A 14,276-nucleotide genomic window follows, 5' to 3' on the forward strand; every position below is an offset into this window, starting at 1 on the left:
TCTGCCTGTGTGTGTTTGCTGAGAGTGAAGCGAAAGCCATCACTCTGACGGGGACCGGCCCGTCGCAGAAGGTAAATGAGTTTTTTTGTTCCCAATCATCAGTGCCTGTGTACCGAACGTGCAGAGGTGAGTAGCAGCCCCATGGGACGTAGTTCCTGTGCCAAGAAACAAAGGTGTCGACACCATGTTTAAATATAAAAGCCCCCTTAGCCGGCTTCTCGAAGGTGCCGGCAAACCTCAAGAGACCGAAACCGAGGAGGTCGCGTCACCTGAGTCTGATAACGCTGAACCGATTGCGGATTTCAACGCACTTCGTAATGCACTGGCAGGCGGCAACATTGCTGCTGATAGCTACGATGAAAGCGAAGAACTATTACCCGAAGGCAGGATGCCGGTGTTCTCCGAAGCTGAACAAGCCACTGCCGATGAGATTATCGTCGAGGAAGTGGTCGCCGAAGTGCAAAGCGCCACCGAGGTTACAGTTGATGCCGACCCAAAGGACGACGAACCGGTTGTGACACTGCATGTGTCAACCGAAGAACTGACAGCCACGATTGAAGATCCCGCGCCTGAAATGGCGATGGAAGAACCGGTCGTAGACGTAGTCGTCGAGACAGTTGATCCGGAACCAGAAGCGCCTTCTGCCCCGGAGGTCGAGGCACAACCTCAGCCTGCTCCTGCGGCAAAAGAAGACAGACGCAGCCGTGTGAAAACCACCTTCCTGGGCTTCGAGCGCGCGGATACGCATGTTCAGGACCTGATGGAAACAGCCGAGCCGGTGGCTATGGCCAAGACCGAGACCGCGCAGGCGACATTCCCGGTAGGATGGCTTGTTGTAACTTCCGGCCCCGGCCGCGGTTCCAGCGTTACGCTGACAGAAGGCCTGATGCAGATTGGGCGTAATGATGACCAGGCGATCCAGCTGGACTTTGGCGACACTGGGATTTCCCGCAGCAACCATGCGGTAATTGCCTATGACCCGGAAGACCGCAAATGCTATCTGGGCCATGGCGGCAAGGCCAATCTGGTGCGCCTGAACGGCAAACCCGTTCTCAGCACGGTTCCACTCTCCACAGGCGATCTTATCCGGATCAGTGAAACCTCAATCCGTTTTGCAGCCTTCTGCGATGACGGCTTTGATTGGCGGGATGTTTAATTGATGCTGGCGACCCCAGCATATGATCTTGCGCTGATCCTGGATCAGGGTCAGCGCGACACGCAGGAAGACGCGGTCGCGTCGCGTATGTTCGACGCGGCGGATGCGGGCTATGTCATCGTCGCGGACGGAATGGGTGGGCATGCGGCAGGAGAAGTGGCATCTGAACTGGTAGTCAAAGCCTGGCGCGATGCACTGGATACCGAACTTGAAGCAGACGCTCCGGCTGAGACTGCGCTGATCGACGCCTTACCCTTGGCAGCCATGCAGGCAAATGCCGCGATTTCGACTTACTGCGAGGAGCAGGGTGAAGATTTCAACATGGGATCAACCATGTTGGGAGTTTTGCTGCTGGAAAAGCGCGTCTTCTGGATTTCGATTGGCGACAGCCCCCTATATCTCTATCGCGACCGTACCCTCAGCCAAATCAACGAAGACCATTCGATGGCTCCGATGATTGATGCTCAGGTTGCTGCAGGTACCCTTACGCCAGACCAGGCGTCGTCTCACCCCGACCGAAACCAACTGACTTCGGTGATAATGGGCGCCGCAATTCCCAAGGTCGATTGCCCGGAAGAACCATTGGGTCTTAGCACCGCGGATGTGCTGATCGTGGGAAGTGATGGGCTGCAATATCTGAGCAACACAGAAATTCAGGCAATTCTTGAGGAAAACGAGGATGCGCTGGCTCAAGATATTGCGGATGCGCTGTTGCGGGCACTGAGAACCAGGAACGACCCGGATCAAGACAATACGTCGATTGGCGTCATCAAACTCAGAAGAAACGACTAGAGGCAAAGCAACCGGACCAATGAAACTCCATCTGATCATATCCAGCCTGGCACTAGCTGCCGCGACGGGCGCTGCTTCGGCACAAGAAGCATGCTCAACCTATGAAATCCAGCGAGGCGACAGCCTGCGGGAACTGACCATCGCAGTCTATTCAACCGAAGATTTTCGGATCATCTTCGAGGCAAACCGCGATGTAATCGGAAATAATCCCAATGTTATCCGCGTCGGCGACGTTTTGACCCTGCCGTGTTTGGAAGATATCGGGCGCGCGGCTGCCGTGCCGCAGACAGAGGCCGAAGCAATGGCCGCCGAAATGGCCGCCGAACTTGTCAAGGCTGCGGAAGATCGCGCTGCCAAAGCTATCGCCGAAGCCGAGTCCCGCGTGGCCGAAGCCAAAGCAGAGGCGGTCATCGCCGCCAAGGCTGCGGCCAAGGATGAGATCGAGGCCGCGCGTGCTGAAGGTGCTGCCCTAATTCGCAATGCAGGTACCGGTGAACGTCCTGAAATCCGGGATCGTCAGTTGATTTTGATCACTGGCGGCAACTATTCCCCGTTCACGGATGAAGCTCTGCCGCATCGTGGTCTATATACAAATCTTGTTGAAACCGCGATGTTGCGCGCAGCGCCGGAACAGTCCTACAAGATCCAGTTCGTCAATGACTGGTCTTCACATCTGGATCTGTTGATGCCGACGCTGGCATTTGACGCAACCTTCCCGTGGTCGCGTCCAGATTGTGACGACGCAGATGCACTGTCTGAAAATGACCGTTCACGTTGTGAAACCTACAATTTCTCGAACCCGTTCTATGAAGTTGTGGACACGTTCTTTGCTCGCGAAGGTTCGGGCTATGAAGAGACCCTGACATATGCGGACTTTGCCGGTGCAACCATCTGCCGACCCGAGGGCTGGTCCCTGTCGCATATGGACGCGGTGGGGCTGTACGAGCCCGCGATCACGATGCTGCGCCCGGTTTCGCCGGATGAATGTTTCCATGCATTGATGGATGGAACCGCCGACATCGCCGCCATTGAGGCCCATCTGGCCGTCGAGGCAATCGGTCGGCTGGGTTACGAGCATCGCATTGTAGAAAACCCCAACCTGGCAGCGATCAAGTCTCTTAACATCATGACTCACAAGGATAATCCTGATGGAGAAGCGATCCTTGAAACGCTTAATCAGGGTCTGGCGATCATGCAGCAATCAGGCGAGTGGCGCGACATCGTCTCAACCGCTCTGCGTTATCAAATGGAAAATGGCTAAGGCCCTTATCGGCCTAAACTCAAAAAAGTCTGGAGGAAGTGGACATGTATAAATTTAACCTGAAGAAAGTCGTGATTTCGGCCACCGCCGTCACCGCCCTGAGCGCCGGAGCTGCCGCAGCACAGGAAGCCTGTAGCAACTATACCGTCGCGGATGGTGACACGATGGCGACCATCGCCATCGCGGCTTATGGCACCTCGAACTATCAGCCGATCTTCAACGCCAACCGCAACATCATCACCAACCCAAACGCGCTGGCGCCTGGATTGGTTCTGTCCTTGCCCTGTGAAGACGGTAGTCTGCCGAATGGCCAGTCAGCACAGGAACTGATCGCAGCAGAAGAAAAGCGTGCGGCCAGTGTGAAACGTTCGAACGTCTACGCCCCGCCAATCAAGCTGGTAGCGGGTAACGGATGGGAGCCATTCACAACCGAAAGTCTGAATGGTGGTGGGATCATGACCCGCCTGGCGACCACAAGTCTTCAGCGTGCCGGCAACAGCCGTGATTTCTCGGTCAGCTTTGTCGACGACTGGACTTCGCATTTGGAAACTCTCTTGCCGCTCGGCGCATTCGACATCTCGATCGCCTGGACAGTTCCAGATTGTACAAACCACACCTATGAGTGGTCTGCAGCGACTGAATCCCGGTGTAACGAGTTTGTTGCTTCGGTTCCGGTCTATGACATCGTCGGCGGCTTCTTCACTCTGCCGGAAAGCGAATACTCACAAGCGACGGCCTTCGAAGACCTCAAAGGTGCAACCCTGTGTCGTATGGACGGCTGGAGCATGGTTGTACTTGAAGAAGTCGGCTTGAATTCCGAGAACCTGACGTTGGTTCACCCCAGCTCGGCCCGCGAGTGTCTGGATGCCGTTTTGACCGGCTCAGCCGATGTGGCCGCGTTCGAGGTCGATCTTTTCGCCGCAACCATGAAGGACATGGGCCTGACCTCGGAAGATATCGTAGAAAACCCCTATGTTTCCACGCTGTCCTCGATGAGCTTCCTTGCTCACCGCACCAACCCGTTTGCACGCGAATACATCGCTATGGTCAACAAGGGCCTGAACGAAATGCGTGAATCCGGCGAATGGTACGCGATCATCTCGGACACGTTGCGTGAACAGAACGAAAAGCTGAACGCCGCGTCAAACTAATACCGATACATATGAACAGTCGCAGGGCCGGTCTTTGGACCGGCCCTGTCTTTTTTCAAGATCCGAAGATTTTTGCGACAGGAATGAGAGTCCGAATAATGGCTGCCGCGGTTTGATGCCTAAAAGGGCCGACCTTCCCTTCGAAGCCGAAACAACTTGGTCCCGGTGGCGCTATCTGCCGGCGTTTGATCCAAAAGACTCGACTCTGTAAAAGCGGAAGCATAAAAAGAACAAATCAAGAACATATTGGTATCTGGCATGTTCGATGGAATGCAGCGTCGCGTCGTTTCATTGTGGTTTCCTCGGTTGGCAAGCGACCGGGTTCTGCGTCGACGCCTGGTGAATGGGCCCTTTGTCCTGACGCTCAAACAACAGAATGCCAATCGTATTTATTGCCTGAACGCTCAGGCTGCGGAACAGGGGCTGCATCAGGGCATGTCCTATGCGGATGCGCGCGCCTTTTGCCCCGCTTTGCAAAGCTGCACCGCCGATCCTCAGGCCGATATGCGTTTCCTGCACATCCTGCGTCGCTGGGCAACGCGCTATTGCCCCTGGGTGGGGATGGAAGGCGAGGATGGGCTGGTGCTTGACGTCACCGGGTCAGCCCATCTCTTTGGCGGCGAAGAGGCGATGTTGGCTGATATGCGCGGACGGTTTGCGCGCGCAGGGCTCTGGGTGCAGATCGGGTTGGGGGATACGCGCGGTGCGGCTTGGGCGCTTGCCCGTTATAACGAGGGGGTCGCAGCCTCTGGCAATATGCTGACGGCCCTAAAGTCGCTGCCGGTGGCGGCCTTGCGTCTGGATGAGAAGACCTCGGTCGCCTTACAGCGCATGGGCCTGCGCAAAATTGGTACATTGGCGGCAGCACCGCGCGCACCGCTGACACGGCGTTTTGGTCCCGGTCTGCTGCTCAGGCTGGATCAGGCTCTGGGCGCGCAACCCGAAGCAATCACGCCGCTGTCCGATCCCCCCCATTACGCGGTGCGCATGACCCTGCCGGACCCCATCGGATTACTGTCGGACGTGATGGCTGGTACCGAACGGCTGTTGGCCCAGCTCTGCGCCAAGCTGAAGGCGCAAGAGATGGGCGCCCGGAAACTTTGCATGACATTGCGTCGGGTGGACCAGGACTGCCAGCTGGTTGAACTGCGCCTGGCCCGACCTCTGCGCGATCCTCAGCGTATCCTGTCTTTGTTCGAACGCGGTTTGGGGGAAATAGATGCTGGCTTTGGCATTGATCAAATGCGGTTGGAGGCCACCGGGGTTGAAGCGCTGCCAGTACAACAAATCAGCCATGTGTCGGACCACAGCAAGAGCCGGCTGGATGATCTGATCACCCGGCTGGGCACCCGGGTCGGGCTTGAAAACATACAGCGTTTCCTACCTGCGGACAGCCATATTCCCGAACACAGTTTCATCATCGCGGCCGCCGCCTATTCCAACCCCTCCAGCGGCTGGAGCATCCTGAACCCACGCCCGCTCTACCTGTTTCCACCCGAACCAATTGCGGCAACCGGCCCGCATCCGCCCGCGCGGTTCCGCTGGAGACGTATGTCCCTGACAACCGGCCATGCCACGGGCCCCGAACGCATCGCGCCCGAGTGGTGGCATCAGGATGAAAGCTGGCGCTCTGGCCTGCGGGATTACTGGCGAGTGGAAACCACGCAGGGGCGCAGGCTCTGGCTGTTTTACACGCCGCAGAATCCGGGCTGGTTTGTACAGGGAGAGTTCGCATGATCACAGCAAACCGCCCGACAGACGCCCTGCACCGCCATATGCCAAAGCCCCATGCACAGGGGCTGGGTTATGCCGAACTCTGTGTCACCACGAATTTCACCTTTCTGACCGGGGCCTCCCACCCCGAAGAGCTTGTCCTGCGCGCCGCCGAGCTGGGATTGTCGGCAATAGCTATCACGGATCACAATTCGTTGGCAGGGGTTGTGCGCGCATGGTCGGCACTGCGAGAGCTTAAACGACAGACCAAACAGCCCCTTCAAATCAGATCCGAACATCGTGTTGATGCCTCTTCCCGGCAGGAGGTTGGCCACAGGCAGGCGCTTCCGAAACCGGACTGTACTGTTCTGCCTAAACTGATTACTGGCTGCCGGCTGCTGCTGCGCGACAGTGCGGTAGATTGGGTGGCGTTGCCCTGTGATCTGGCAGCCTACAAACGCTTGGCCCGCCTGCTGACTCTGGGCAAACGGCGTACAGATAAGGGCGATTGCGAGCTCTATACGCAAGACATGCTGACGGCCTGCAAGGGCATGATCCTGATCGCCCTGCCCCAGACCACCCTGTCAGAGGCCGCATCAGATATTCAGACCGTGCGACGGCGCTTTCCCAATCATGTTTTTCTGGGCGCTGTTCCGCGCTATGACGGCAGCGATCAGGCCTACCTGGCCGAATGCGCCCAACTGGCCCAGAAAAGCTGCGCCCCCATGGTCGCGGTCGGGGATGTTCTGATGCACCGCGCCCACCGCAAGCAACTGGCCGATACCCTGACCTGCATGCGCGAAAATATTACGATTGATCAGATCGGTACACGCGCATTGGCCAATGCCGAACGCCGCCTCAAATCCGGCCATGATCTGGTCCGGCTGTTCCGCCATCACCCCAGCGCCTTGCGGCGCACGATGGAGATTGCCGACAGGTGCAGCTTTGATCTGGCGGAGCTTTCGTATGAATACCCCGATGAGATTGCAAGCGGGGAACATCCGCAAACGCGTCTGGAACGTCTGGCACACGAAGGGTTGCAGCGCCGGTACCCCGAAGGGCCGCCCGACACGGTGGTCGGGCTGATGCGCAAGGAACTGGCGGTGGTCGCGGATCTGCAGTTTCCCGCTTATTTCCTGACTGTACATGACATCGTACAATATGCCCGGTCGCAGGGCATTCTGTGTCAGGGGCGCGGGTCCGCGGCCAATTCGGTGCTCTGTTACCTCTTGGGCATCACGGATGTCAGCCCCAACCAGATCGCCATGGTCTTTGAACGGTTCGTGTCCAGATACCGGGGCGAGCCGCCGGATATTGATGTCGATTTCGAGCATGAGCGGCGTGAGGAGGTGATCCAGTGGATTTACGAGAAATATGGCCGCGAACGTGCTGGTCTTTGTGCAACTGTCACCCATTTCCGCACCCGTGCAGCCATTCGCGAGGTGGGCAAGGTCATGGGGCTGTCGCAGGATGTGACCGCTGGGCTGTCGAGCCAGATCTGGGGCATGAGCAATGGCGGCGTTGATCTGGACCGCATTCGCGAGCTGGGGCTGGACCTCAGCGACCGGCGCCTCATGCAAACCATTCATCTGATTGGCGAAATCATCGGATTTCCCCGCCATCTGTCCCAGCATGTTGGTGGTTTTGTGATCACCAAAGGCCGCCTGGACGAGCTTTGCCCGATTGAAAATGCCGCAATGGAAAACCGCACCGTCATCTGCTGGGACAAAGATGATATTGATGCTCTGAACATCCTGAAAGTCGATGTGCTGGGGCTTGGTATGCTCAGTTGTCTGCGCAAATCCTTTGGCCTGCTGCAACAGCATGAAGGCCAGACCCTGAGCATCGCCAAGGTGCCTCAGGACGACACCGCCACATATGACATGCTCTGCCGGGCGGATGCGATCGGCGTCTTTCAGGTCGAAAGTCGGGCGCAGATGAATTTCCTGCCCCGGATGCGCCCCCGCGAGCTTTATGACCTGATAATCGAAGTTGCCATTGTGCGCCCTGGCCCCATTCAAGGGGATATGGTGAAGCCCTATATCCGGCGACGCAATGGGCTGGAAAACCCCGAACCCTTTGGCCCGAAACTGGAACAGGTGACAGCGCGCACATTGGGCGTCCCCCTGTTTCAGGAACAGGCCATGCAGATTGCCGTGGTCGGGGCCGGATTCACGGCGGAAGAGGCCGACCATCTGCGCCGCTCATTGGCTACGTTCCGGCGAATGGGCACAATCGGCACATTCCGGGATAAATTCATCAATGGGATGCTGGGCAACGGCTATGACATCAAAGTAGCTGAGCAGTGTTTTTCCCAGATCGAAGGCTTTGCCGATTACGGGTTCCCGGAAAGCCATGCGGCGGCCTTTGCCATGCTTGCCTATGTCTCGGCCTGGCTGAAACGCCATCACCCGGCGATCTTTGCCTGCGCGCTTTTGAACTCTCAACCCATGGGGTTTTACGCGCCCGCTCAGATCGTGCGCGACGCCCGCGAGCATGGGGTCGAAATCCGCCCTATCTGCGTCAATCATTCCGAGTGGGACAATATACTGGAACGCCGCCCCGATGGCGCGCTGGCGCTGCGGCTGGGATTCCGCCAGATCAAGGGGTTCAGGGAAGAAGACGCCGGCTGGATTGAGGCCGCCCGCGGCAATGGATATCAGGATCCAGAGGCGCTGTGGCTGCGTGCGGGGCTGCGGCCTGATGTACTGACGCGCTTGGCCGAGGCAGACGCTTTTTCCGATATGGGGCTGACCCGGCGCGATGCACTCTGGCAGGTCAAAGCCATTCAAAGCCCCAAACCTCTGCCCTTGTTCAATGATCCGATTGACGGGGAAACGGTTCACGAACCCCTGGTCAACCTGCCCGCCATGCAGCTGGGCGAAGAGGTGGTCGAGGATTATGTTGCCACCCGCCTGACCCTGCGGGCCCACCCGATGGAACTGCTGCGCCCCTCTCTGCCAGGGCTGACCACACATGTCGCCTTGCTAGAGGTGCCCCTGGGGCGGCACAGCGTTTGTGGTCTGGTTATCACCCGTCAGCGGCCGGGCACGGCGTCGGGTATAATTTTCCTGACGCTAGAGGATGAAACCGGGGTCAGCAATGTGGTGGTCTGGCCCAAGGTTTATGAGCGTTTCCGCCGGGCCGTGATGGGCGGGCGCCTGCTGCGGATCACAGGGTATCTGCAGCGTGAAGGGATTATCGTGCACCTGATCGCCCAGGACGTTCAGGACATGTCACATAAGCTTTCCGAATTGGGGCACCCGCAACCAGAGGTCCTAAGCACCGAAGGGTCCCGCACTGATGATACACCGAAGAAATCCCGCTATCCTGCCAGGGCAATGCACCCACGGGATCAGGCAAAGCGGCTGTTTCCAAGCCGGGATTTTCATTGAACCGCACTGCTGCATATCTCTGGCAGGGTCCGCACTGTCGGATTGCCGCAACTCAAAACAATATTGAGGCAAACTCACCCCTACCCCGTTCACAGGGCAAGACACCCTGTGCTAGGTTAAGCACGTATAATTGTTTATGAATTGGTGAGTTTCCGATGGCGCGAAAATGTCTGGCAATCCTGATTACGTCGGCGGGTCGCCGTGTTGGCTTGTTGCAATGCTTCAGGGCGGCTGCGGAACGTCTGGATGTTGACCTGACCATCATCGCCTGCGACCTGAACCCAGATGAAAGCGCGGCCTGTGCACTGGCCGATCACGCCGCCGCCGTGCCGCGATGTGACAGCCCCGATTATGCAACCTCGATCCTCGAGATTGTGCGTCAACACGGGGTCAGCTTGGTGATCCCCACAATCGACCCGGAACTGATGCCGCTGGCACAGGCCGCACCCGCCTTTGCCAATCTGGGCGCGCGAGTCCATGTCTCGCCGGTGAACGTGATCGAGGTTGTCCGGGACAAGCGCCTGACAATCCAGAAACTGTCCGAAGCCGGGGTTCCAGTTCCGCGCACATTGGATCATCAGGAATTGCTAGAGCGGCCACAGGACATCAGTTGGCCCATCTTTGCAAAGCCAAGTGGCGGCAGTGCAAGCCGAGGGCTGGATATATTCGAAACCCTCGCTGATGTCCCCTCTGAATTCCCCGAACCGATGATCTTTCAGGACAAGCTGAACGGACCGGAATACACAATCAACATGTTTGTAGATGCCTCGGGTCAGCTCTGCACGGTGATCCCGCATCTGCGCATTCAAATTCGCGCCGGTGAGGTTGAAAAGGGTGAAACCAGGCGACGCAATGATCTGCAAACCATCGCCGAAGGCATTGCACAGGCCCTGCCCGATCTGCGCGGTGTCGCCTGTTTTCAGATCATCGATGACCCAGAACATGGCCCCGCAGTGCTTGAGATCAATGCGCGTTTCGGGGGTGGCTACCCTCTGGCCGATCATGCGGGCGCACAGTTCGCACAGTGGCTTTTGGAAGAGGTCGCCGAATTACCGTCAACCGCTCATAACAACTGGCGCGATGGTGTGAAAATGATGCGATATGACAGTGCGGTGTATCAGGGCTGATGCTGGTATTTGATCTGGACGACACCCTGTATCTGGAGCGAGATTTTGCCTTTAGCGGCTATAACTGGCTGAACGGTTGGGTCCACGAAAAAACCGGCGTTGAAGGGTTCGGACAACAGTGTCAGGCCGCGTACAATGCGGGGGAAAGACGACGCATATTCAATGTGGCTTGCGCGCAGACCGGCCTTGATGCGACCGATGCTTTCATACAGGACCTGATCACCAAATACCGGTCACACCCGCCCCTCATTTCGCTGTGCGAAGACGCCGAGCGGTTTTTGACAAACGCAGATCAGCCAATGGGGTTGATCACCGACGGGCCCGAAAAGATGCAGCGCAACAAGATCGCCGCGCTGGATCTGGACCGCTTTATTGCGCATATCCGCCCGACCGGTGCCTGGCCGGATGGCTACGGGAAACCGCATCCCCGCGCCTATGAAGAGATGGAATTGGCCGCGCAAAACCCGCGCAGAATGGTCTATGTCGCAGACAATCCGGCCAAGGACTTTATCACCCCGAATGCCCGAGGCTGGCGGACGGTTCAAATCCTCCGGCCCGGAGCGGTTCATGATCCTATTCCACCCAGTACCCAGCATACCGCATATGCCACGGTCACCAGCTTAGACCAGCTTACAGAAGTTCTGTCAGACCTTTAGCCGTGCCGGCTTTGGCAGCAACTCCGATTTGCACATTGGCAATCAAAGAATCCCAGTCCGACAGAACATGCTGCGGTTCCAGCCATTCCCTGTTATGGCGCGCATTCTGACGCATTTTATTCAGTAAGGCATCATCCTTTGACAGGCTGAAAATCGCCTTGGTCAGACCGGCAACATCCTCGGCCGGAACAAGCAATCCGTTTTCCCTGTCGCGGATCAATTCCCGTGGCCCATAGGCGCAATCGAACGATATGACCGGCAGACCTGTGACCGTGGCCTCGGCAACTACATTCGGGAACCCTTCAAAGCGAGACGGGAATACAAGAATATCCGCGTCTTGCATCCAGTCTCCGGGTTTTGGGCTGGCGCCGGGCAATGATACGACATCCGATAAATTCGCAGCAGAGATCTGCTGTTCCAACGCGTCGCGCTCTGGGCCCTCGCCAAAGATCGTCAACCGGATGTCTGGGTTGTCGCGCAGCACTTCGGGCATTGCCCGCAGCAGCATATCGAACCCCTTTTGACGATCCAAACGCCCGACAGCCACAAGCCGGGTCTGTCCGGACCCGATGTGGATCCCCCCCAGCGGAGCACATGGATTGGGGATTACACTGGCCTTTGGGATCAGGTCCGCAGGCAAATCCAAACGCGCACGTTCGGTCTGCATGACAATTCCGGATGCCCCCCGCGCAAGCCTGTTCACCGCTTTCAGCCACATGGGATTTCCGCTTTGAACCAGCGGATTGTTCCGCTCAGAGATCACGACGGGCACCCCGGTTCCACGCGCGGCCAACATGGTCAGCACATTCACCTTGGTCAGAAACGAGATGATCAGATCGGGACGCACAGCCCGGATGACCTTGCGAATATGCAAGTAGCGCCGTGCCTGCGTCAGTCGCCGCGAGATCTTTAGCGGCTGAATCATGTGTAAATGCGCGCACTCAGGATAGGCGAAGTAGGAACCAGAATCCTCTGTCGCCATCCCGGCGACGTGAACCTCATCCCCGGCCGAGATTCGATGCGCGGCGATCATTGCGGCGATCTTTTCCGCACCGCCCGCTCCGAACCCAGCTTGCACCAATAACAGTTTCATTTTTCACTCAGCGGCGCTTTTTACACGATCAGCTTGCTGTACCAGATCCAGAGTTTCCGGACGGTTCAACTCTTGTTCGACAATGGGTCGATTCAAGTCTTTGGACTGCAGGAAAATCCGCCCAATATATTCGCCCATTATTCCCAGGAACATCGCATTCAAGGTCATCGACAGCAGCAACAGGATGGTGGTCGTGGCAAAACCGCCCGGCCAGTTCTGGCCAAAGAACAGCTTGCCGATCACATATCCGATCATCAGCAAAAAAGTCCCTGTGCCAACCGTCAGACTAATCATCGAGGCAAGGCGCAAGGGCAGAAGCGAGTGGTTGATCAACCCGTCGACAGCAAGCGACAGCATGGCCCGAAACGGAAATTTCGACTCGCCAGCGGTGCGCGCATTGCGATCATATTCAAAGCCGATCTGGCGGAAACCCATCCCACTGATTAACCCGCGAACATAAGGAGAGCGATCATCGACCCGGCGCAGCTCGTCCAGAATACGCCGGTCAGTCAGCCGAAACTCGCCCGCATTTCTCGGCAAATCATCATTGCTGATCATATCGATCAACGCATAAAAGCCGCGCCGCGCGGCAGCGACGATGGGTCCGTCCGGCAGGCTACGGCGAATGCCGTATACCACGTGATATCCCTGCCGCCAGGTATCCAGCATCTGCGGGATCAGTTCGGGCGGGTCCTGCATGTCGCAATCCAGTTGGATCGAACAGGCCCCGTTTGCGGATCGATAGGCCGTCAGAACTGATGACTGATATCCCATATTGCGGGCAAATCGGATAACCCGGACACGGGGATCAGCAGCAGCAATATCCGACAGGATTTCAAATGTACGATCCGTGGAATGGTTGTCAGTGAAAATGATCTCGGGCTCATAAGAGGGCAGATCGTCAAACACCTTGGTCACACGTTCATAGGCCGTGCGAACGTTATCTTCTTCGTTCAAAGCGGGGATCAGGATTGAAACCAAAGTCACGCGTTCATCTCCGCTTGTTGTGACTGTTTTGTCCATTGAACCGTCCTTTCAAGGCCTTCACGCAAAGCGATTTTTGCCGACCAGCCATAACGTTTCGCCATCTGTGAAGGATCCGAAACCAACAATACCGGGTCATCCTTCGGCGGCGCAGAGGAAACCATATCCGGAGCTGCTCCGGTCAACACCTGCAACTCTCCTGCGACCGCGGCCATATCCGGAGCATCGCCAGTGACAACATTAATGACCGACCCCGCCTTGTCCGGTGCGTCAGCAATCAGCAGCAGCGCTTCGACTATGTCGTCAATATGTATCAGATCACGCCGATCATGTGGACGATGAAGGAAAACCGGGGCTTTCCGCAACAGGCGGCCAATGGCGTGGGGTATGAAGAAATCTTCTGACTGTCCGGGACCATAGGTCAGCGCCAACCGAGCCGTAACAGCCTTGAACGGCAGCCGGGGCTGAGCCATTTCAATATAGTGCGTTCCGGCCACCAGAGAGGCGCCATAGGAATTTCGCGGGTTCTCTCGCGAAGTTTCGACATAGGGCAGCTTGATATCACCATATTCCGCAATGGATCCGGTGCGCACAAACGCTTTGGGCGGCTGATCACAGATGGCCAAAGCCGACAGGATCGCAACCAGCGTCGAGAGATTTTGCAAAATACTGGCATTCAGATCTGCCAGGTCATCAGTCTCGGCAAATTTTGTCTGCGCGGCGGTGTGCAGAACTACCTCGGGTCGGAACGCATTCGCGACGCGTTTGATCGCGGCAACATCCGAATACCCATCGGTGAAAAAGCGGATTCCCGAAGCACCTTGCAAACGGTCCCGAGAGGAACCCGGCCGCGTAAGCACAGCGACCTCATCGCCCCGGGCCAAACAGGCCCGAGCCAGATGAGAGCCGATGAATCCGCTGGCTCCGGTGATCAGTACGCGCGTCATT

General features: G+C 57.3%; 11 protein-coding genes. 8 read left to right on the forward strand and 3 right to left on the reverse strand.

What is annotated here, in order from left to right; translation table 11 throughout:
• Positions 1–184 precede the first annotated feature (184 nt).
• From AC2FLE_RS11130 to AC2FLE_RS11165, 8 genes are all read left to right on the forward strand, one after another.
• A complete protein-coding gene (locus AC2FLE_RS11130; protein WP_496697037.1) occupies positions 185–1,156 on the forward strand; it encodes an FHA domain-containing protein in 972 nt (323 codons plus the stop codon).
• 3 nt (positions 1,157–1,159) lie between these two features.
• On the forward strand, positions 1,160–1,948 hold the full coding sequence (locus AC2FLE_RS11135; protein WP_281995081.1) for a PP2C family protein-serine/threonine phosphatase: 789 nt from the start codon (positions 1,160–1,162) through the stop codon (positions 1,946–1,948).
• A gap of 19 nt (positions 1,949–1,967) precedes the next feature.
• On the forward strand, positions 1,968–3,209 hold the full coding sequence (locus AC2FLE_RS11140) for a transporter substrate-binding domain-containing protein (protein ID WP_142636243.1): 1,242 nt from the start codon (positions 1,968–1,970) through the stop codon (positions 3,207–3,209).
• A gap of 44 nt (positions 3,210–3,253) precedes the next feature.
• Positions 3,254–4,360, forward strand: a complete 1,107-nt coding sequence (locus AC2FLE_RS11145; protein WP_496697039.1) for a peptidoglycan-binding protein LysM — start codon at positions 3,254–3,256, stop codon at positions 4,358–4,360.
• Positions 4,361–4,618: 258 nt separating this feature from the next.
• Positions 4,619–6,097 (forward strand): Y-family DNA polymerase, encoded by a 1,479-nt coding sequence (locus AC2FLE_RS11150; protein WP_496697041.1) that lies wholly within the window; start codon positions 4,619–4,621, stop codon positions 6,095–6,097.
• Positions 6,094–9,468 carry an error-prone DNA polymerase gene (locus AC2FLE_RS11155; RefSeq protein WP_496697042.1) on the forward strand — a complete coding sequence of 1,125 codons (3,375 nt, stop codon included), beginning with the start codon at positions 6,094–6,096 and terminating at the stop codon, positions 9,466–9,468. The genes AC2FLE_RS11150 and AC2FLE_RS11155 overlap by 4 nt, the downstream gene beginning before the upstream one ends.
• A 155-nt stretch (positions 9,469–9,623) precedes the next feature.
• Positions 9,624–10,595: an ATP-grasp domain-containing protein gene (locus AC2FLE_RS11160; RefSeq protein ID WP_496697044.1), complete on the forward strand. Its 972-nt coding sequence runs from the start codon at positions 9,624–9,626 to the stop codon at positions 10,593–10,595.
• Positions 10,595–11,251, forward strand: coding sequence for an HAD family hydrolase (locus tag AC2FLE_RS11165; RefSeq protein WP_496697046.1), 657 nt, complete (start codon positions 10,595–10,597; stop codon positions 11,249–11,251). Before AC2FLE_RS11160 ends, AC2FLE_RS11165 begins: the two co-directional genes overlap by 1 nt.
• Here AC2FLE_RS11165 and AC2FLE_RS11170 read toward each other — a convergent pair.
• From AC2FLE_RS11170 to AC2FLE_RS11180, 3 genes are read right to left on the reverse strand one after another with little or no spacing between them, the layout of a single operon-like run.
• Entirely contained in the window at positions 11,226–12,344 is a 1,119-nt protein-coding gene (locus AC2FLE_RS11170; RefSeq protein WP_496691626.1) for a glycosyltransferase family 4 protein, read from the reverse strand. The two genes, AC2FLE_RS11165 and AC2FLE_RS11170, sit on opposite strands and share 26 nt — an antisense overlap.
• Before the next feature lie 3 nt (positions 12,345–12,347).
• Entirely contained in the window at positions 12,348–13,367 is a 1,020-nt protein-coding gene (locus AC2FLE_RS11175) for a glycosyltransferase family 2 protein (RefSeq protein WP_185956666.1), read from the reverse strand.
• On the reverse strand, positions 13,328–14,275 hold the full coding sequence (locus AC2FLE_RS11180; RefSeq protein WP_496697048.1) for an NAD-dependent epimerase/dehydratase family protein: 948 nt from the start codon (positions 14,273–14,275) through the stop codon (positions 13,328–13,330). The genes AC2FLE_RS11175 and AC2FLE_RS11180 overlap by 40 nt, the downstream gene beginning before the upstream one ends.
• Position 14,276: the final 1 nt, after the last annotated feature.

Source organism: Ruegeria sp. CDSA077 (assembly GCF_059612265.1).